Annotated in this window: 14 protein-coding genes; 2 read left to right on the top strand and 12 right to left on the bottom strand. The window is 70.4% G+C overall.

Annotated features, from left to right (window positions below; all coding sequences use genetic code 11):
- Window positions 1-8: 8 nt before the first annotated feature.
- The 4 genes from ACIBK4_RS27635 to ACIBK4_RS27620 all read right to left on the bottom strand — a co-directional run bounded on the left by ACIBK4_RS27635 (window position 9) and on the right by ACIBK4_RS27620 (window position 4,769).
- On the bottom strand, window positions 9-2,012 hold the full coding sequence (locus tag ACIBK4_RS27635) for a LamG-like jellyroll fold domain-containing protein (protein WP_398998632.1): 2,004 nt from the start codon (window positions 2,010-2,012) through the stop codon (window positions 9-11).
- 113 nt (window positions 2,013-2,125) lie between these two features.
- Complete coding sequence (locus ACIBK4_RS27630) at window positions 2,126-2,953, bottom strand: class I SAM-dependent methyltransferase (RefSeq protein WP_398998629.1); 828 nt, start codon at window positions 2,951-2,953, stop codon at window positions 2,126-2,128.
- A complete protein-coding gene (locus ACIBK4_RS27625; protein ID WP_398998627.1) occupies window positions 2,950-3,657 on the bottom strand; it encodes a response regulator in 708 nt (235 codons plus the stop codon). The genes ACIBK4_RS27630 and ACIBK4_RS27625 overlap by 4 nt, the downstream gene beginning before the upstream one ends.
- Complete coding sequence (locus ACIBK4_RS27620; protein WP_398998625.1) at window positions 3,654-4,769, bottom strand: sensor histidine kinase; 1,116 nt, start codon at window positions 4,767-4,769, stop codon at window positions 3,654-3,656. The genes ACIBK4_RS27625 and ACIBK4_RS27620 overlap by 4 nt, the downstream gene beginning before the upstream one ends.
- A 165-nt stretch (window positions 4,770-4,934) precedes the next feature.
- Between ACIBK4_RS27620 and ACIBK4_RS27615 the strand changes: the two genes are divergently transcribed.
- Both ACIBK4_RS27615 and ACIBK4_RS27610 read left to right on the top strand, forming a co-directional pair.
- Window positions 4,935-5,930, top strand: coding sequence for a carboxymuconolactone decarboxylase family protein (locus ACIBK4_RS27615; RefSeq protein ID WP_398998623.1), 996 nt, complete (start codon window positions 4,935-4,937; stop codon window positions 5,928-5,930).
- A 176-nt stretch (window positions 5,931-6,106) separates the two neighbouring features.
- Window positions 6,107-6,778, top strand: a complete 672-nt coding sequence (locus ACIBK4_RS27610; RefSeq protein ID WP_398998621.1) for a hypothetical protein — start codon at window positions 6,107-6,109, stop codon at window positions 6,776-6,778.
- Window positions 6,779-6,806: 28 nt separating this feature from the next.
- On the opposite strand, the gene ACIBK4_RS27605 is transcribed toward ACIBK4_RS27610, so the two are convergent.
- The 8 genes from ACIBK4_RS27605 to ACIBK4_RS27570 all read right to left on the bottom strand — a co-directional run bounded on the left by ACIBK4_RS27605 (window position 6,807) and on the right by ACIBK4_RS27570 (window position 17,687).
- Entirely contained in the window at window positions 6,807-8,363 is a 1,557-nt protein-coding gene (locus tag ACIBK4_RS27605) for an NCS1 family nucleobase:cation symporter-1 (RefSeq protein ID WP_398998619.1), read from the bottom strand.
- A gap of 131 nt (window positions 8,364-8,494) precedes the next feature.
- Window positions 8,495-9,514, bottom strand: coding sequence for a TIGR03842 family LLM class F420-dependent oxidoreductase (locus tag ACIBK4_RS27600; protein ID WP_398998617.1), 1,020 nt, complete (start codon window positions 9,512-9,514; stop codon window positions 8,495-8,497).
- Between the two features lie 11 nt (window positions 9,515-9,525).
- A complete protein-coding gene (gene hydA, locus ACIBK4_RS27595) occupies window positions 9,526-10,929 on the bottom strand; it encodes a dihydropyrimidinase (RefSeq protein ID WP_366429703.1) in 1,404 nt (467 codons plus the stop codon).
- Window positions 10,930-11,092: 163 nt separating this feature from the next.
- Window positions 11,093-11,935: a nitrilase-related carbon-nitrogen hydrolase gene (locus ACIBK4_RS27590; RefSeq protein WP_019071248.1), complete on the bottom strand. Its 843-nt coding sequence runs from the start codon at window positions 11,933-11,935 to the stop codon at window positions 11,093-11,095.
- A gap of 155 nt (window positions 11,936-12,090) precedes the next feature.
- On the bottom strand, window positions 12,091-13,671 hold the full coding sequence (locus tag ACIBK4_RS27585) for a PucR family transcriptional regulator (protein WP_398998614.1): 1,581 nt from the start codon (window positions 13,669-13,671) through the stop codon (window positions 12,091-12,093).
- Window positions 13,672-13,699: 28 nt separating this feature from the next.
- Window positions 13,700-14,986 (bottom strand): aspartate aminotransferase family protein, encoded by a 1,287-nt coding sequence (locus ACIBK4_RS27580; RefSeq protein ID WP_398998612.1) that lies wholly within the window; start codon window positions 14,984-14,986, stop codon window positions 13,700-13,702.
- The gene (locus tag ACIBK4_RS27575) at window positions 14,983-15,825 is read right to left on the bottom strand and encodes a nitrilase-related carbon-nitrogen hydrolase (RefSeq protein ID WP_398998609.1); all 843 of its coding nucleotides are present in this window, start codon (window positions 15,823-15,825) and stop codon (window positions 14,983-14,985) included. Before ACIBK4_RS27575 ends, ACIBK4_RS27580 begins: the two co-directional genes overlap by 4 nt.
- Before the next feature lie 251 nt (window positions 15,826-16,076).
- Window positions 16,077-17,687 carry a hypothetical protein gene (locus ACIBK4_RS27570; RefSeq protein ID WP_398998607.1) on the bottom strand — a complete coding sequence of 537 codons (1,611 nt, stop codon included), beginning with the start codon at window positions 17,685-17,687 and terminating at the stop codon, window positions 16,077-16,079.
- Window positions 17,688-17,778 lie beyond the last annotated feature (91 nt).

Here is a 17,778-nt window from a genome sequence, read left to right as displayed (position 1 = left end):
CGGGGAACCTAGGCGTTCATGAACTGCCCCGGCTTCAGCGCCCGGTTGCTGATCCGGACGTCGCCGATGGTCCCGTGGAAGACCTGGCTGACCGCGCCCGCCCACTGGTAACCGCCCAGCAGGAACGGCATGTTGAGGGTGGTCAGGCCGACCGCCGCGCTGGTCGGGTTGCGGCCCTCCTCGCAGCCGTTGACGTAGAGCTTGCTGATACGGCCGTCGTTGGCGACGGCGACGTGCCACCACTCCTCCTGCTGGAGGAGGTGGCTCCAGGCGGTGGTGGCGCCGTTCTGGTTGAGCGGGTAGGCGTTCCACTGGAGTTCGATGGAGCTGGACAGGCTGATGGTCAGGACGGGTTCGTCGGCGGTGGCGGAGGGGCCGTTCTTGCCCGCCTGGGCCGCCGTGCCCGCGCGGCTGAGCATCGAGGACCAGCCGTTGCGGCCGCCGTCCCAGTCGGCCGGAACCTTGAAGAACACCTCGAAGGTGAAGCCGCGGTCGAAGGTCTCGCGGTTGAGCGGTGCCTGGTCGACGGTCTGGAGGTACGCGCCGCTGACCGGGTTGCCCTGGCCCGCGAACACCAGCCCCGCGTGGGCGGGTTGGTCCGGGTGGTGGTCGCCGGTCCAGGTGAGCGCGTGCGCGGGGGCGCCGGGGACGGTCTTGAGGACGAGGTCGTTGCCGTGGCCCGCCTGGTCCTTGACGACCGTGCCGGAGGCGACGTCGGTGCCGGCCGTGCCGCCCTCGTCGAACCGCCAGTAGGCCAGCGTGCCCGGCAGCAGCATCCGGCGCGCGGGGCGGGACTTGCGCGGCGGGACCGGCGCGAACCCGGCGAAGCGCTTCTCGAAGTCGATCCCCATCGAGAAGTAGTCGACCTTCGAGGTGAGTTCGAGTTCCTTCGCCGCGAGGGCGTTCGCCTCGCCCTTCTCCGCCAGTTCGCGGATCCACGGCGAGAAGGTCGCGACGTCGATCATGCCCCGGTCGAGATCGAAGCGGTAGGAGCGGATCATGCCCGCGCCGCCGTAGTAGCGGTCCTGGTAGTTGGTGATGTGCAGATGGACGTCGTTGCCCGCGCTGTTCTTCAGCACGGTGCTGCCGGGCGGCCAGTAGTGGCCGTTGAGGGTGAGGAAGATCTGATCGTTGTCCTTGATCAGGCCGTCCCACAACTGCTGTCCGTAGCCGGAGAGTTCGGCGACGCCGTCGTCGTCCGCGCCGACGATCTCGTGCGTGGTGACGATCACCGGCAGCGTCGGGTTCTCCGCGATGACCGCGTTGGCCCACGCGAACCCCTTCGCGGACAGGCGCCAGTCGAGCGACAGAAGCATCCAACTCCGGCCGCCCGCACGGAAGATGTGCGCGGTGTTGTAGCCGTCGGGGCTGGAGGAGTGGTAGCCCGGCGTCTTCTTCGCGCGGGCCGGGCTGAAGGTGTCCAGGTAGGGGGTACGGCCCCGCTGGTCGTCGGCGGAGACGTCGTGGTTGCCGGCCAGCACGCCGTACGAGGCACCCGCGCGGTCCAGCATGTCGAACACCTTGGTGACCGCCGCGTACTCCCCGGCGAGCCCGTTCTGCGTCACGTCACCGAGGTGCGCGAGGAACACGATGTTCTCGTCGTTGCCGCCCGCGCGCCGCGCCGGATCGAGGACGTAGCGGAACGACGCCTCCATGGGCACCGGGTGGATGCGGTCCTGGTCGAACATGTACTGCGTGTCGGGCATCACGACGACGGTGAACCGGGGGTTGTCCGGATCGGGGTCCCAACTCCCGCGCGGGACCGGTGACATCGTTGTCCGACCATACGGATCGTCGTCCCCGCCACCGCCGTTCGCGTACGCGGGAGCCGCGCCCAGCAGCCCCGCGGCGGCCGTTCCCGCGCCGAGCGCGCCGGCGCGGTGCAGGAACGTCCGGCGGCTCGACGCGGCGACGCCGTCGCCGTCGAGGTCCGCGGTGCGGGGACACTCACAGCCCGCCGCGTGCCGCTCGTGGTCGTCGAGGCCTCTGTCGCCCGTGGGAGAGCTGTCCATGTCCGCTCCAATGCCGAGTACAGGAACGGCGTCACGCTACGGACGGCTGCGGTACGGCGGGCTTGCGCGCCGGGTACCGGCCGCCGAACGCTCCCCCAACACCACCCGCCCCACTAGGAGTTGCGTCGGCCCGCCGTGAGCAGATGACCGCTGGTGCCGATCAAGGTGGGCTCGGACTCGACGTGGCGGGTGGCTGTCAGAACGGCCTCGCGGCGGTCCGGGTCGTCCAGCCAGTCCTCGATGCCGCCCATCAGCCAGGCGACGCCTTCGAGGCCGTACTGGCCCTCTACGGTGAGTGCCGCGTCCGCGAACTCCTCGGGGGCTTCGTGGGGTTGGGCGAAGTAGGCGGTCGTGAAATGGCCGCCGTCCTCGGAGTCGTGACGGCCCTCCTCCATCTCACGGTCGATCCGCGTGCGGTGCGGCTCGATGAAGTACAGCTCCTGCCTGAGCATGTCGTGCAGTCCCGCGAACCGGTTGATCGTCGCCGCGACCACCAGCCCGCCCGGCCGCACCACCCGGCGCGCCTCGCTCAACGCCCGTACGCGGTCGGCCCGTTCGGGCAGGTGGTACAGCGGCCCGAGCAGCAACACCACGTCGTACGACGTGTCTTGGGCGGGCAGTTCTCTGGCGTCCCCGGCGCAGGCGGTGACCCCCGGCAGCCGCCCCGCCTGCTCCACGTGCAGCGGTACGGGGTCGACGAGTTCAACCTCGTACCCGTCCCGCGCGAGCCACTCGGCGTGGACACCGCTGCCTCCGCCGACGTCCAGCACCTTCGCGGGAGCCGTCGGCAGCAGGCGCCGCAGTACGTCCTGGGTGCGCCAGAACTCCAGGCGGTCGGAGCCCTGTCTGAGGCGGGCGTCCTCCTTGCCCTGGGCGTAGTAGGCGAGGATCTCCTCGCGAACACGGACGGCGGGGTCTTGCGCGCGTGTCGTCTCGGTCATCGCCCCAGGGTGTGATCCGGCGTGTCCGGCGCGCAACGGGATTCCGGTGCGCGGGCCGTCACCAGCCCCGACTCGTAGGCGAACACGACGAGTTGGGCCCGGTCGCGGGCCGCGAGTTTGGTCATCGCCCGGCTGATGTGGGTCTTCGCCGTGAACGGGCTGATGACCATGTGGGCGGCGATCTCCTCGTTGGTGAGACCGCGCGCGGCCAGCGCGGTGACCTCGCGTTCGCGGCGGGTGAGGTGTTCCAGACCGTGCACGGTGGAGCGGTCCGGCGGCCGGGAGACGAACTCGCCGATGAGGGTGCGGGTGACGGCCGGGGACAGGAGCGCCTCGCCGCCCGCGACGACCTCGATCGCCTGGAGGAGGTCCGCCGGGTCGGTGTCCTTGAGGAGGAAGCCGCTGGCGCCCGCGCGCAGCGCCTCGAAGACGTACTCGTCCAGGCCGTAGTTGGTGAGGATGACGACCCGGACGGCGGAGAGTGCCGGGTCGGCGGCGATCAGGCGGGTCGCCTCGATGCCCGTCATCACCGGCATCTGTACGTCGATCAGCGCGATGTCCGGGAGTTGGGCGCGGACGAGGGCCACACCCTGTTCGCCGTCGGCCGCCTCGCCGACCACCTCGATGCCGTCCTCGGCGTCGAGGAGGGCGCGGAAGCCCGCGCGCATCAGCGCCTGGTCGTCGACGACCGCGACCCGGATCATCCCGTCTCCCCCAGTGGCAGTTCGGCCCGTACGGCGAAGCCACCCTCCGCGCGCGGGGCGGTGTGCAACGTGCCGCCCAACGCGGTGACACGCTCGCGCATGCCGGTGAGGCCGATGCCCGGCTGCGGCGGGCAGTCGGGGTCGGCAGCTCCGTCGTCCTCCACCCGGATCGTCAAGTCGACGTCTCCGTAGTCGAGTTGGACGTTGATCTTCGCCGGTCCCGCGTGCCGGGCCGCGTTGGTGAGGGCCTCCTGGACGATGCGGTACACCGCGCGGTCGACGGTCGCGGCGAGGGGGCGTTCCTCGCCGGTCACCGCGAGTTCGACGGCGAGGCCCGCCGCGCAGGCCCGTTCGACGAGCAGTGCGGGCGTGCCGGTGGGCTCCTCGGTGGTGCGCAGGATCTCCAGGGTGGCCCGCAGTTCGCGCATCGCCTCGCCGCCCGCCTCCTGGATGGCGAGCAGCGCGGGCGGCACCTCCTCGCCGCGCTTGCGGGCGAGGTGGACGGCAACTCCCGCCTGGAGCTTGACGATCGAGATGCTGTGGGTGAGGGAGTCGTGCAACTCCCTTGCTATGCGCAGGCGTTCCTCGCCCGCGCGGCGCAACGCGGCCTCCTCGCGGGTGCGTTCGGCCTCCAGGGCCCGCTGTTCGGTCTGGCGCAGATACGCCCGCCAGTTGCGGTCGGCGAGGCCGGTGATCACCGCGCACAGGAACCAGCCGGCCAGCAGCGCGGTCCGCTCGACCACCTGCTGGGTCGTCGGCCCGGTCGCGAAGTACGCCACCAGGAACACCCCGCCGCCCGCGGCCGCCGTACCGCGGTGTCCCGCGCGGGCCGCCGTGTGCATGGCGGCGAAGACGGGCAGACCGGCGACCGGCCCCGGGTGCGCGTGCAGGACGTAGGCCGCCTCCGCCGCCGCGGTCACCGCGAGGACCGCCCGGGGCGCCGTCTGGTAGAACGCAAGCGCCGCCGACGCCAGGGCCATCAGCGCGTAGTCGAGGGCGGTCGTGTCCGCGTCGAAGGCCGCGACGACCACGACGAGGACGCCGATCACGACCGCGAGGGACGCGTCGGCGAGGCGCCTGCGTGGGGTCACATCGACCGGGAACCCGCTCATGTCGGCACACTAGACCGCCGCGCCGACACGGGCGTCAGCCCTGTGGACAACTCCCGCACTACTCCCCCCGTAGTACTCCGCGCCGCCCCGGACCTCCCCGTCGTAGCCCCAACTGCCTTCGCCCGTACGACGACCCGGACCACCCCGGCCGCGCACGCTGCTGCCATGTCCACACCCTTCCGGCACACCCGGCCCCCGTCGCCCAAGTCGGCCACCGGCCGCACCGCCGAGGTCTTCGAGCAGATCGCCGTCGACTTCGGGATCGAACAGCCCCCGACCTTCGTGGTCCTGTCCTCCGTACCCGAACTCCTGGCGCCCGCCTGGGCGTTGATGCGCGAGTCGCTGATCGCGGGCGCCGGCAGCCGTACCGGCAAGGAGCTGGCCGCGCTCGGGGTCTCGCTCGCCAACAAGTGCCCGTTCTGCGCGGACGCGCACACCGTCCTGCTGCACGCCACCGGCGACCACGCCCTCGCCGAGCACCTGGCCCGGGGCGGCACACCGGAGAACGACGTCCACGCGCGCGTGCTCGACTGGGGCCGCCGGACGCGGGTCCCGGGCGCGGCCCTGACGCCGTACCCGTTCCCGCGTGAACAGGCGCCCGCCTACCTGGGCACCGCCCTCGCCTTCCACTTCATCAACCGCGTCGTGTCGGCCCTGCTGACCGAACAGCTCCTGCCGGGCAACGCCCAGCGGTTCCGGGCGGTACGCAGCCTCGCGGGCCGCTCCGTCTCCCGCACCGTGCGCCGGACCGCCGTACCAGGGGCGGCACTCCCGCTGCTCGACGCACCGGGACCCGGCCCGGACTGGGCCGCCGGAACCCCGGTGGGCCCGGCCTACGACGCCCTCCGCACCGCCGCGCTCGCGGGCGCCGAGCTGCTCGACGCGGACGACCGGACCCTCGTACGGGAGACGCTGTGGGCCTGGGACGGGTCGCATCCGCCGGTCGTGCTGCGGGGCTTCCCGAACCGGCGGGAGCGGCCGGCGGCACGGCTCGCGGTGCTGGCCGCGCTCGCGCCGTACCGGATCACGGACGAGGACGTGGCCGCCTGGCGCGGAGCACGGCACAGTGACGCGAGTCTCGTGCGGCTGATCGCGTACGGGGCGTTCGCGGCCGTCGAACGGATCGAGACGACGATGCGCGCGCCCGTCACCCGACCCTAAGGCACCCGCAGGGGAGGGACATTTGGGGACACACAACGCGTCGACAGTGAGGCTGTGTCACCGCACAGGTACGGAGCGAGTTCACACTTCCGCCTCACAGGGAGTCATGTGACACTGGCCGTCCCCGTCCGCAGTGCGGACTCGCTCCGCACGTGATCCCCCACGAGAAGTGCGACTTGCGTTCTCTTCCTCTGCCGCTCGCTCTCACCGCGCGTCTGTCGCCGGTCGTCGTGCTCGCCGCGATGGGCTGGGCCCTGACGTCCGGGCCGTTCGCCGCGACGACGACCGCCGACCACAAGTCGACGCCCGAGGCCGACGCCTCGTCCGGGGCCTCCGCTCCGTCGACGGCCCCCGTGGCCAAGGCGTACTCCACCTCCCCCGCCCCGTGCGGAAGTGTGACGGTGGCGACGATCAAGTCGCTGGTCCCGGGCGCGAAGACGGCCGGCAAGGAGATCCCGTCGACGGACACGAAGGTGCGCCGCACCTGCTCGTGGAACGCGCTCAAGGGATACGACTACCGCTGGCTCGACGTGTCGTACGAGATCACGGAATCGGACGCGGCGGCACAGAAGTCGTACTCCGAGACGACCACGGAGAAGAGCGGCGGCGGGGACGTCCCCGGACTCGGCGACTCGGCCTACTCCATCGTGAACCTCACCACGGAGGACAAGCAGCAGACGCGTGAGGGCACGGTCGTCGTCCGCGCGGGCAACGCGCTGGTGACGATCACGTACAACGGCAGCGACTTCGAGAACAAGAAGGCGCCGAGTACGGACGTCATCAACAAGGGTGCGATCAAGGCCGCCAAGGAGGCGGTGACCGCACTGGAGGGCGGCAAGGCCAGCTAGCCTCGACCGCCCCCCACGTGCGGAGTCCTTACGCCTCGACGGGCTCCGGCGCCGTTTCCGTCACCGGTGCCGGCTGCTTCCCGGTCAGCAAAGTGAGCACTACGTAGAGCACCATCGACGTGCCCAGGCCCACGGCCCAGCCGTAGTCGGCGAGCGAGGACAGGGCCGGGATGGGCCGGCCGTCGATCAGCGGGTGGAAGTCGGCGCCGCCGACGGCGAGGACGCCACCCACCACGAAGGCGACGACCGCCCGCCAGTTCCAGCCGCCGTCGTACCAGTAGCGGCCGCCCGCGCGGTACAGGTCGGCGAGGTCGAGCTTGCCGCGGCGCAGGACCCAGTAGTCGGCGATGAGGATGCCGGCCACCGTGCCGAGCAGACCGCCGACCAGACCGAGCCAGGTGAAGATGTAGCCCTGCGGGTCGGAGTACAGCTTCCACGGGAAGATCAGCACCGCGAGGACGCTGGTCACGAGGGCGCCGGTGCGGAAACTGATCTTCCGGGGCGCGATGTTGGAGAAGTCGAAGGCGGGCGAGACCAGGTTGGCCGCGATGTTCACGGACAGGGTCGCGACCAGCACCGTCACCAACGCGTACAGCAGGCCTACGACATTGTCCGTCTTCGCCGCCAGCTGCACCGGGTCCCAGATCGCCGTGCCGTAGACCGCCTGCGAACCGGAGGTGACCATCACCGACAGGAACGCGAACAGGGTCATGGTGGTCGGCAGGCCGAGCGCCTGGCCCCACGTCTGGGCCTTCTGGCTCTTGCCGTAGCGGGTGAAGTCCGGGATGTTCAGGGACAGCGTGGACCAGAAGCCGATCATGCCCATCAGCGAGGGCCAGAACAGCTTCCAGAAGCTGCCGCCCCAACCGAGCTTGGACGGCTGGTCGAAGAGCGGACCGAAGCCGCCGGCCTTGCTGCTCATCCACCACAGCATCACGAACGCGCCGACGAGCACGAAGGGCGCCGCCCAGTTCTCGAAGCGGCGGATCGTCTCCATCCCCCGGTAGATGATGGCCACTTGGAGCACCCAGAACAGCGCGAACGACAGCCACATCGTCCAGGCGTACCCGCCGATGTGCGAGGCGTTGGCCCAGCTGTCCCCGATCAGCTTGCCGGCGAGGAAGTAGATCGCCTCACCGCCGATCCAGGTCTGGATGCCGAACCAGCCGCAGGCCACCAACGCCCTTACGACAGCAGGGAGGTTGGCGCCGCGCACCCCGAACGAGGCACGCGCGAAGACCGGGAAGGGAATGCCGTACTTCGGCCCCGCGTGCCCGGTGAGCAGCATCGGCACGAGCACGATCAGGTTGGCCAGGGCGATGGTGAACACCGCCTGCTTCCAGTCCATGCCGACGGCGATGAGACCCGAAGCGAGCGTCCAGGAAGCCGTGTTGTGGGCCATGCCGACCCACAGCGCGGAGAAGTTGTACGTGGTCCAGGTGCGCTTCTCGACGGGAACCGGCAGCAGGTCGTCGTTGGCGTACGGCCCGCTGGGCAGCGGAGACCCCGGGGCGAGCTCCACCCGCCCGTCGGCGAGGGTGACTTGAGCGGTCGGCGGTATGGCCGTGGGAGCGGTGTCGGTCATGGGCAGGCCAATCAAACGAGGGGCGGATCCGGAAAGGCCGTGCGGGGGCTCCGGCCCCCCTCCCCAGGACGGTGGGGAGGGGGAGAACTGGAGTGGGGGGACGGGGAGTCGAGCGGTGGTGCGGGGGTACGTCAGCCGTTGACGGCCGGGATCACCTTCGACCCGTAGGCGTCGATCGTGGCTTCCTGTGCGTCGTGCATGTCGTAGACGGCGAACTGGTCGACGCCCAACTCCTTGAGGGCGTTGAGCTTTTCGATCTGCTTCTCGGCCGATCCGATGATGCAGAACCGGTCGACGATCTCGTCGGGCACGAAGGCGGTGTCGGGGTTGTCGGAGCGACCGTGGTGCGAATAGTCGTACCCCTCACGGGCCTTGATGTAGTCCGTGAGTTCCTCGGGTACGGCGGCGGAGTGCTCGCCGTACTTGGAGACGAGGTCGGCGACGTGGTTGCCGACCATGCCGCCGAACCAGCGGCACTGGTCGCGGGCGTGGGCGAGTGCCTCGGGCGAGTCGTCCTCGGTGACGTAGGCCGGGGCGGCGACGCAGATCTTGACGTCGGAGGGGTCGCGTCCGGCGGCAACGGCCGCGTCCTTGACCGCCTTCACCATGTACTCGGTGAGGTAGAGGTCCGAGAGCTGGAGGATGAAGCCGTCGGCCTCCTCGCCCGTCATCTTCAGCGCCTTGGGGCCGTACGCGGCCATCCAGACCGGGAGTTGGGCGTCCTCCTTGGCCCAGGGGAACTTGATGACCGTACCGCCGAGGTCCGCCTCCTGGCCGGAGCCGAGCGCCCTGATGACCTTCATGGCCTCGCTGATCCGGGCCAGGGTGTTGGGAGTCCGGCCCGCGACGCGCATCGCGGAGTCGCCGCGGCCGATGCCGCAGACCGTGCGGTTGCCGAACATGTCGTTCAGGGTGGCGAAGGTGGAGGCGGTGACCTCCCAGGTGCGGGTGCCCGGGTTGGTGACCATCGGGCCGACCGTCAACTTCGTGGTGTTGGCCAGGATCTGACTGTAGATCACGAACGGCTCCTGCCACAGCACGGCGGAGTCGAAGGTCCAGCCGTAGGTGAAGCCGTTGCGCTCGGCGCGCTTCATCAGGCTGATGACCCGCGAGGCCGGCGGGTCGGTCTGCAGGACGAGTCCGAAGTCCATGTGCGCCACTCCTAGTTGAGGTACTGACTGGTGGAGCGCGGGGTGTAGACGCCGTGGCCCGCGTGCCCGGTGTACTCCCGCTCGGTGATGACGAGTTCGCCGCGCGAGAGGACGGTCTCGACGCGGCCGGTGAGGCGCTTGCCCTCGTACGCCGAGTAGTCGACGTTCATGTGGTGCGTCTCGGCGGAGACGATCTGCTCGGCGTTCGGGTCGTAGATGACGACGTCGGCGTCGGCGCCCGGGGCGATGGTGCCCTTCTTCGGGTAGAGGCCGAACATCCGCGCCGGGGAGGCGCAGGCGATCTCGATCCAGCGGCGGCGGCTGATGTGCCCGTCGACGACGCCTTGGTGGAGCAGGTCCATGCGGTTCTCGACGCCCGGCATGCCGTTCGGGATCTTCGAGAAGTCCCCGCGTCCCAGCTCCTTCTGGCCCACGAAGCAGAAGGGGCAGTGGTCGGTGGAGACCACCTGGAGGTCGTTGGTGCGCAGGCCCTGCCAGAGCTTGGCCTGGTGCTCCTTCGGCCGAAGGGGCGTGCTGCACACGTACTTCGCGCCCTCGAAGTCGGGCTCGGCGAGGTTGTCGGTGGAGAGGAACAGGTACTGCGGACAGGTCTCGCCGAAGACGGGGAGGCCCTCGTCGCGCGCCTTGGCCAGCTCGGCGACCGCCTCCATCGCGGAGACGTGCACGACGTACAGCGGAGCGCCGGCGACCTGCGCGAGCTTGATGGCGCGGTGGGTGGCCTCGGCTTCGAGGAGGGCCTTGCGGACCTCGCCGTGGTAGCGGGGGTCCCGCTCGCCGCGGGCCAGCGCCTGCTCGACGAGGACGTCGATCGCGATGCCGTTCTCGGCGTGCATCATGATCAACCCGCCGTTGTCGGCGGCGCGTTGCATGGCGCGGAGGATCTGGCCGTCGTCGCTGTAGAAGACGCCCGGGTAGGCCATGAACTGCTTGAAGGAGGTGACGCCCTCCTGCACCAGCAGGTCCATCTCCTTGAGGGTGTCCTCGTTGACGTCGGAGACGATCATGTGGAAGCCGTAGTCGATGGCGCAGTTGCCCTCGGCCTTGGCGTGCCAGGCGTCGAGGCCCTCGCGGAGGGCTCCGCCGACGCTCTGGATGGCGAAGTCGACGATGGTCGTCGTACCGCCCCAGGCGGCGGCCCTCGTGCCGGTCTCGAAGGTGTCCGCCGCCTTCGTTCCGCCGAACGGCATCTCCATGTGGGTGTGGGCGTCGACTCCGCCTGGGATGACGTACTTCCCGGTGGCGTCGATGACCCGCTCGGCGGTCCAGCCCTCGGCGACGGCGGTGCCGGAGGTGGCGAGGGCGGCGATGCGGCCGTCCTCGATCAGGACGTCGGCGTGGAGTTCGTCGGACGCGGTGATTACTAGGCCGCCGCGGATGACGGTACGGGTGCTCATTTTGACTCCGCTGGGTTGTCGTCGGGTGCGGGTCGTTTGGGTTGTCGGGTGCGGGTCTGTGGGGGCTGGTCGCGCCCCGCGGCGAAGCCGCTAATGGACGCTGCCCCGCGCCCCTTTTGGGAAGGGCTGCGCCCTCCCAAAAGGGGCGCGGAAACCATCCGAGTTACGGGGCGGTCAAGGGGCCGTACGCGTCCGGGCGGCGGTCGCGGTAGAACTGCCAGCGGTCGCGGACTTCGCGGAGTTTCGCCAAGTCCAGGTCGCGGACGACGAGTTCGGGCTCCTTGTCGCTGGCCACCTCGCCGACGAACTGGGCCTCCGGGTCGACGAAGTACGTCGTGCCGTAGAAGTCGTTGTCGCCCAACTCCTCTACGCCGACACGGTTGATGGCGCCCACGAAGTACTCGTTGGCGGCAGCGGCGGCGGGCTGTTCCAGCTGCCAGAGGTAGGCGGACAGGCCGCGCGAGGTGGCCGACGGGTTGAAGACGATCTCCGCACCGGCGAGGCCCAGCGCACGCCAGCCCTCCGGGAAGTGGCGGTCGTAGCAGATGTAGACACCGATCTTGCCGACCTTGGTGTCGAAGATCGGCCAGCCGCTGTTGCCCGGGCGGAAGTAGAACTTCTCCCAGAATCCGGGGACTTGGGGGATGTGGTGCTTGCGGTACTTGCCCAGGTACGAGCCGTCCGCGTCGATCACGGCGGCCGTGTTGTAGAGGACGCCGGGCTGCTCCTCCTCGTACATCGGCAGGACCAGGACGATGCCGTGCTCCTTGGCCAGCGCCTGGAAGCGCTTGACGATCGGGCCGTCCGGGATCGCCTCGGCGTACTCGTAGAACGCCTTGTCCTGGACCTGGCAGAAGTACGGTCCGTAGAACAGCTCCTGGAAGCACAGGACTTGAGCACCCTGCGCGGCCGCGTCGCGGACCGCCTGCTCGTGTACCTGGATCATGGACTCCTTGTCGCCCGTCCAGGCTGTCTGGAAGAGAGCGGCACGAATCACTGTGCTCATCGGGACCTCCGGTCGCTAGGTGTGCGAGGAGCCTAGGAAGTCCTGATGTCGGGTTTGAGGTGCACGGTGTCACGTCTGCGGGCGCGCGGCGTTCCACGGTGTCACCCTGTCGTGGGCGCATGTTTCACCGCCGTTTTCCCAGGTAGTCCCATGTTTCACCCCTGTTGCGCGTCGTGCGCGAGGAGCGCGATGTGCACCGATGCCGCCTGCTCGAAGTCGTCGAGGTCCACCCCGAGCCGCCCCTCTATCGCCTCCAGCCGGCGGTACAGCGCGGGCCGCGAGACGTGGTGGAGCTGCGCGGTGCGCGACTTGTTGCGGCCGGTGGCCAGATAGGTGCGCAGGACGGCGAGCAGATCCTCGTCGGCCGCGCACAGCAGCCCGTCCAACTCCCGCTCCGCGAAGGACTGCACCTGCGGGTCGTCCCTCAACAGCCGGATCAGGCCCCGCAGATGAACGTCCTTGAGGCGTACGACGGCCGGGAGGTCGAGGGCGTCGCTGGAGTCGGCCACGGCGTCGGCGACGTGCTGTGCCTCGCGGAGCCCTGCGGGCACGTCGTCCCAGACGGTGCGCTGCCCGGCGGCGGCCACTACCGCCTTCAACGACCCCGACTCGGTGCGCAGTCGGCTCGCGAAGTGCGCGGCGAGGGCGTCCGCGTCCTGGTCGCGGGGCAGGCTGAGGAGGACGGCGGTGACGCCTTCGGCCAGTTCGGCGACGAGTCCGGGGAGCCCCAACAGCCGTAGAACCCGGTCGAGTTGGGCTGTGTCACCGTCGCGTACGACCATCGGGACGAAGGTGCGCCGGTTGACGGGGAGTCCGGCCGCGCGGGCGCGGGGCAGGAGTTGGCGGGCCGGTACGACGCCGCTCGCCAGGTCGGTCAGCAGGCTCTGGGCGGACTGTTCCTCCCAGGTGTGGGCGGAGCCGCCGAGCATGCGGTGCAGGACGAGGGCCTCGGCGGCGCGGTCGGCGAGGAGGCGTCCGGTGGCGGTGTCGCCGCGGTAGCCGCACAGCATGATCTGGCCCCACCGCTCCCCTCGCCCGCCCAGTTCGGCGCGGATCCAGCCGTCTCCCTCGCTGCCACCGGCCTGCCGCGCGATGCGCTCCCAGTCGCGCAGCACGTCGTCCACGGCCGACCGCTCCCCCGCCGTGGCGAGGACGCGGTGCGCGAGGTTGGTGACGACGACCGGGCAGGCGCTGTGTGTGGCAACCTCGTCGAGCAGGCTCTGCAGCGGGGCGCCGCCGGTGATGAGTCCGGTGAGCGCGGTCCGTACGGCCTCGGAGAGGCTGACGGCGGCGAACTTCCGCCGTACCAGCCGGGATTGGACCTCTTCCGTCAACTCCGCGAAGGGGAAGGGGCGGTGGAGCACCACCATGGGCAGTCCGCACCGCTCGGCGGCCCGGCGCATCACGTCCGGCGGGGCGGGGAAGGCCCGGCCCAGGCCGAGTACGACGGCCGCCGCCTCCGCGCGGTGCAGGGACTGGATGTACTCGGCCTGGGCCGCCTCGTCACCGGCGAGGAGGACGCCGGTGGTGAGGACCATCTCGCCGCCGGTGAGCATCACACCGACGTCGGCGGCCTCGGCGACATGCACCCACCGTACGGCGCGGTCGAGTTGGCTCGCGCCGGCCACCACCTCGGGTTCCCCGGCGAGGACCCGTTCCAGGCCGAGGATCTGGCGCACCGACAGCGCGGGCTCCAGGGGGTCCAGGGTTCCGAGGGTTCCCAAGGTGGTGGTCATCGCGGTCTTCCCTTGTTCAGCGTGTGCTCTACTGCGTGCTCCTCAGAGCCTGTTCGAGGATCGCGGCGCCCTCCTCGGCCTCCGCGACGGTCAGGGACAGCGGCGGGGCGATGCGCAGGGCGCTGGTGTTGTGTCCGCCGCCCTTGCCGATCAACAGGCCGCCCTCGCGGGCCGCTTCGAGTACGGCGGACGCCGCTTGCGGGTCGGCCTCGTCGGTGCCCGGCTTCACCAGCTCGACGCCGATCATCAGGCCGCGCCCGCGCACTTCCCGTACGCCGGGGCGCTGGGCGGCGACGGCCCGCAGCCGCTCGATGAGGAGGCCGCCGACGCGGCGGGAGTTGCCCTGGAGGTCGTGCTCCAGCAGATACGTGAGGTTGGCGAGGCCCGCCGCCATGGTGACCTGGGTGCCGCCGAAGGTCGAAATACTGTTGGAGTCAAGGCAGTTCATGATCTCGGCGCGGGCGACGACACCGCCGATGGACATGCCGTTGCCGATGCCCTTGGCGAAGGTGAGGATGTCCGGCGGACCGTTCTCCGCGTGCGCCTGCCAGCCCCAGAAGTGGTCACCGGTGCGCCCCCAGCCGGTCTGCACCTCATCCGCGATCCACAACACCCCGTGCTCGGCGAGGACTTCACGGAAGGCGGCGTAGAGACCATCGGGCGGGGAGGTGAACCCACCGACGCCCTGCACCGGTTCGGCGATGAGAGCGGCGGGCGGCCGGACATGACCAAGCAGGTCCTTGAGGTCGTCCACGCAGGCCGCGATGAACTCGGCGTCGTTCAGGTCGACGTAGGGACCGCGCGTCCGAACACCGCCGTGGACGTACAGCGTCTGGAGCGGGGAGAGCGAGGTCGGGGACCAGCCGCGGTTGCCGGTGATGCCGACCGTGCTGAAGGAGCGGCCGTGGTAGCTGTTGCGCATGGCCAGGATCTGGTTGCTGCGCCGGTAGGTCGTGGCCAGCATCAGCGCGGTGTCGTTGGCCTCGGTGCCCGAGGTGGTGAAGAAGACGCGGGCATCCGGGATGCCGGACAACTGGGCGACGCGCTCGGCGAGTTCGACCATCGGCCGGTTGAGGTAGAGCGTCGACGAGTGGTTGATCCGCCCGGCCTGCTCACTCACCGCCTTGGTGACCTCGGGGAGCGCGTGCGCGGTCATCGTGGTGAGGATGCCGCCGAAGAAGTCGAGGTACTTGTTGCCCTCGGCGTCCCAGACGTGCCGGCCCTCTCCGTGCGTGATCTCCAACGGGTCCTGGTAGTACAGGGCCAGCCAGTCGGGGAGTACGTCCCGGTGGCGTCCCAGCAGATCCTTGGTCACGGCTGCACCAACCCTTCGTAGGCGTCGGGACGCCGGTCGCGGTAGAACGCCCACTGCTGGCGAACTTCCTCGATCAACCCGAAGTCCAGGTCCCGGACGAGAAGTTCCTCGTCCTTGTCGCCGGCGACGTCGCCGACGAACTGGCCCCGCGGGTTGACGAAGTACGACGTCCCGTAAAAGTCGTTGTCCCCGTACTCCTCCGGTCCCACACGGTTGATCGCTGCGATGAAGTACTCGTTGGCGACGGCGGCAGCCGGCTGCTCCAACTGCCAGAGGTAGGCGGAGAGACCGCGCGAGGTGGCGGACGGGTTGTAGACCAACTGCGCTCCGTTGAGGCCCAGTTGACGCCAACCTTCCGGGAAGTGCCGGTCGTAGCAGATGTAGACACCCACCTTGCCGACGGCGGTGTCGAAGACCGGCCAGCCTGCGTTGCCCGGCCTGAAGTAGTACTTCTCCCAGAAGCCCTTGACCTGCGGGATGTGGTGCTTGCGGTACTTGCCGAGGAAGGTGCCGTCGGCGTCGATCACGGCCGCGGTGTTGTAGTAGAAGCCGTCCTGCTCGATCTCGAAGACCGGGACGACGATGACCATGCCGGTCTCGCGCGCGAGCTGTTGCATACGACGCACGGTCGGCCCGTCGGGCACCGGCTCGGCCCAGCCGTAGTGCTCGGGTTCCTGGACCTGACAGAAATAGGGGGCGTTGAACACCTCCTGGAACCCGATGATCCGGGCACCCTGGCGAGCCGCCTCGCGGGCGTGTTCCTCGTGTTTCGCCACCATGGACTCGGTGTCGCCGGTCCAGGTGGCCTGGACCAGAGCGGCGCGTACGACGTTGGCCATGAGCTGCTCCTTCGACGGGACGCCAGAGCCTCTACGCCCGTAGACAAGGCCGTAGAGGGATGAACGTAAGCCTCCGGAGGAGCCTTGCCAAGACCATCGCCGTTAACCCGCGAAGTCGATCCTGTTTCACCCTCCGGTGGCTGACCCGCTGCGCCGGGTAGCCGGGGTCCGGGCCCCGTAAGGGGCGCGGGGAACCGCGCACCCAGCCCCCACTGGCGCGCACCCGAAAAACGACGCACCCAGCGGAGCGCTCACGCGCTGAAGCCCGCAACCCGCAGGGCGTGGACCAGGTCCCAGTGGCATTCATCAGAGGCACCCTTCGCGGCCTCCACCAGCAGCGGAACCAGCTGCTGCGGGTCGGCGGCGACACTACGGGCCGCTTCCTCGGGCGTGCGGACCCGGACGTACGCGTCGAGAAGCGCGTGGATCTCCCGGCGGCGCCCCTCCGCGGCCAGCGCCAGCACGGCCTCGCCTATCTCCTCGGCAGGACGGGCCACACCCTGCCGCAAGATCTGCTCACCGTCCGCCGTACGGCCCGCCGCGACCAGCGCGTCCGCCGCACCGACCAGCCGGTCGGCCGGCAGCGACGCGGCCTCCCACAGCAGCGTCGCCCAGTCCGCGCCGAGCCCGGCGCGCTGCAGCTCGGCCGCGAGCAGCGGAAAGCGCGCGGCGGGCCAGTACGCGGCCTCGACGAGCAGCGCGTGCGCCTCGCCGCTCCGGCCCTCGCGCCGCAGCCCCACGAGCCGCCGCACGGCCTCCACGGTCTCCTGCCGCGCCTCCGCGTCCAATGCCTCCCGCTTCGGCTGCGCCCGCTCGACCGGCCGCGCGGCCCCGGCGAAACGCGCTCCGCGCGGGGTCCGGCGCGCGGCGGGCGCGGGGGTTTCCGGTACGGCGGCTGCGGGACCCGGAGCCGGGGTGGTCGCGGTGTCGTCCTCGGCCAGACCGGCGAAGCGGGCGCTGCCACGGCGGCGCTTGCGTTGCTTGGGGGCGGGGGCGGCTTCGGCCTCGGTCTCGCCCTGGTCGGGGTTCTCGGTCGCGGGGGTGGTGGGGTCGGGGCTCGTGCGGTCGGCCCACGCGGGGGCGGGGGCCGGGTCGCCGTAGCCGGGGTTGGCGCGCTCGAATTCCTCGTAGCCGCGACGGGCGTCCGGTGTCCCGCCCTCCCCGTACTCAGGACTGCCGTATCCGCCCTGCGGACCCGTCACCGGCACCTGCTCGGCGTCGCGCTGGCGGGGCAGCCGGTGCGGGGCCTGGTTCCGGTCGTACGCGGCGCTGTTCTGGTCCTGGAACGTGTCGTCGACCCGGAACACATTGCCGTGCCGGTCGCGCTGGACGGGCCGACTGCCCTGCATGTGGGCGTAGTTGTCCAACTGCTCGATGCGGGCGCGGAGTTCGGCGCAGCGGGCGGTGGCGCGTTCATGGTCGTCGTGGGCCCAGGCGAGGTCGAGACGGAGGGCGTCGGCCTCTTCCTGGGTGGTGGCGGAGTTGAGCAACCGGCCCAGTTCCGCCTGCCGTTCGGCCGCGTACTTCTGCTCACGGAGCATCACGTCGAGCCGGTCACTGAGGGCGTCGCGGCTGCCGGGCCGGGCATCGAACGCGGCGAGCGCGGCGGCGTGCAGGGCGTGGGCCCGCTCCCTCTCCTGGCTCGCGACGCCGTGGCCGTATTCCGCCGCGAGGTCCTGGAGGAGCGCCTCCACCACGTCCCAGGGCGGGACTTCACGCCCGCCGAGACAGGCCTGCATGCCATCGGGATCGCGCTGCCAGAACACTCCGCACCAGCCGCCGCCCTGGTCCAGGCGCGCCAGCAGTCCGTCGAGATAGTTCGCGAACTCCCGCACCTGTCCGGGGAGTTGATCCACAGCCATGCTCCAACTCCCGCCAGACCGGAATGCTCCGATCCGTAGAAAACACCATTTGTGTTACGACGCGGCTACGGAAGCTTTTCGAGCCGGGCGC

It is taken from the genome of Streptomyces sp. NPDC050528, from assembly GCF_044457795.1.
Taxonomy (GTDB): Bacteria; Actinomycetota; Actinomycetes; order Streptomycetales; family Streptomycetaceae; genus Streptomyces.
This window is presented reverse-complemented; position numbering and strand designations above follow the sequence as displayed.

Bases quoted from the DNA above. Each gene is read 5' to 3' on its own strand.
- ACIBK4_RS27620 (WP_398998625.1), bottom strand. From the start codon at position 4,769: ATGAGCGGGTTCCCGGTCGATGTGACCCCACGCAGGCGCCTCGCCGAC.
- ACIBK4_RS27630 (WP_398998629.1), bottom strand. From the start codon at position 2,953: ATGACCGAGACGACACGCGCGCAAGACCCCGCCGTCCGTGTTCGCGAG.
- ACIBK4_RS27570 (WP_398998607.1), bottom strand. From the start codon at position 17,687: ATGGCTGTGGATCAACTCCCCGGACAGGTGCGGGAGTTCGCGAACTAT.
- ACIBK4_RS27585 (WP_398998614.1), bottom strand. From the start codon at position 13,671: ATGACCACCACCTTGGGAACCCTCGGAACCCTGGACCCCCTGGAGCCC.
- hydA (WP_366429703.1), bottom strand. From the start codon at position 10,929: ATGAGCACCCGTACCGTCATCCGCGGCGGCCTAGTAATCACCGCGTCC.
- ACIBK4_RS27575 (WP_398998609.1), bottom strand. From the start codon at position 15,825: ATGGCCAACGTCGTACGCGCCGCTCTGGTCCAGGCCACCTGGACCGGC.
- ACIBK4_RS27600 (WP_398998617.1), bottom strand. From the start codon at position 9,514: ATGGACTTCGGACTCGTCCTGCAGACCGACCCGCCGGCCTCGCGGGTC.
- ACIBK4_RS27635 (WP_398998632.1), bottom strand. From the start codon at position 2,012: ATGGACAGCTCTCCCACGGGCGACAGAGGCCTCGACGACCACGAGCGG.
- ACIBK4_RS27605 (WP_398998619.1), bottom strand. From the start codon at position 8,363: ATGACCGACACCGCTCCCACGGCCATACCGCCGACCGCTCAAGTCACC.
- ACIBK4_RS27590 (WP_019071248.1), bottom strand. From the start codon at position 11,935: ATGAGCACAGTGATTCGTGCCGCTCTCTTCCAGACAGCCTGGACGGGC.
- ACIBK4_RS27625 (WP_398998627.1), bottom strand. From the start codon at position 3,657: ATGATCCGGGTCGCGGTCGTCGACGACCAGGCGCTGATGCGCGCGGGC.
- ACIBK4_RS27615 (WP_398998623.1), top strand. From the start codon at position 4,935: ATGTCCACACCCTTCCGGCACACCCGGCCCCCGTCGCCCAAGTCGGCC.